The sequence below is a fragment of the Pseudoalteromonas sp. Angola-7 genome, assembly GCF_028599255.1.
In the GTDB taxonomy this organism is placed as follows: Bacteria; Pseudomonadota; Gammaproteobacteria; order Enterobacterales; family Alteromonadaceae; genus Pseudoalteromonas; species Pseudoalteromonas atlantica.
Map to the genome: position 1 here is coordinate 1 of NZ_JAQREL010000078.1, position 255 is coordinate 255.

At 35.7% G+C, this 255-nt stretch carries 1 pseudogene; it reads right to left on the reverse strand.

Going from position 1 to position 255, the window contains the following annotated elements:
- Positions 1-255 (reverse strand): annotated as a pseudogene (locus PSH50_RS21165) (transposase); the annotation flags it as partial.

The window sequence follows — 255 nt, forward strand, 5'->3', positions numbered from 1 at the left end:
TTGCTTTACTGTTTGATTAAAAAAGATAAGTTCAACTTTACTTAGCTTTTCACCCTGTATGTATTTTTGTGTTAACAATGTGCCTTTACAGAGTTTATGCCAGCGAATAATAATCGCTTTATCATTTGGCCTATTCGCTTTTTTATCATCTACATACAGTACTAAGTGCGTGTGATTACTCATAACGGCATAAGCACACACGTCGATACAAAATACCTTAGCTAATTCAAGCAACTTATCCTCAACCCACCCTCG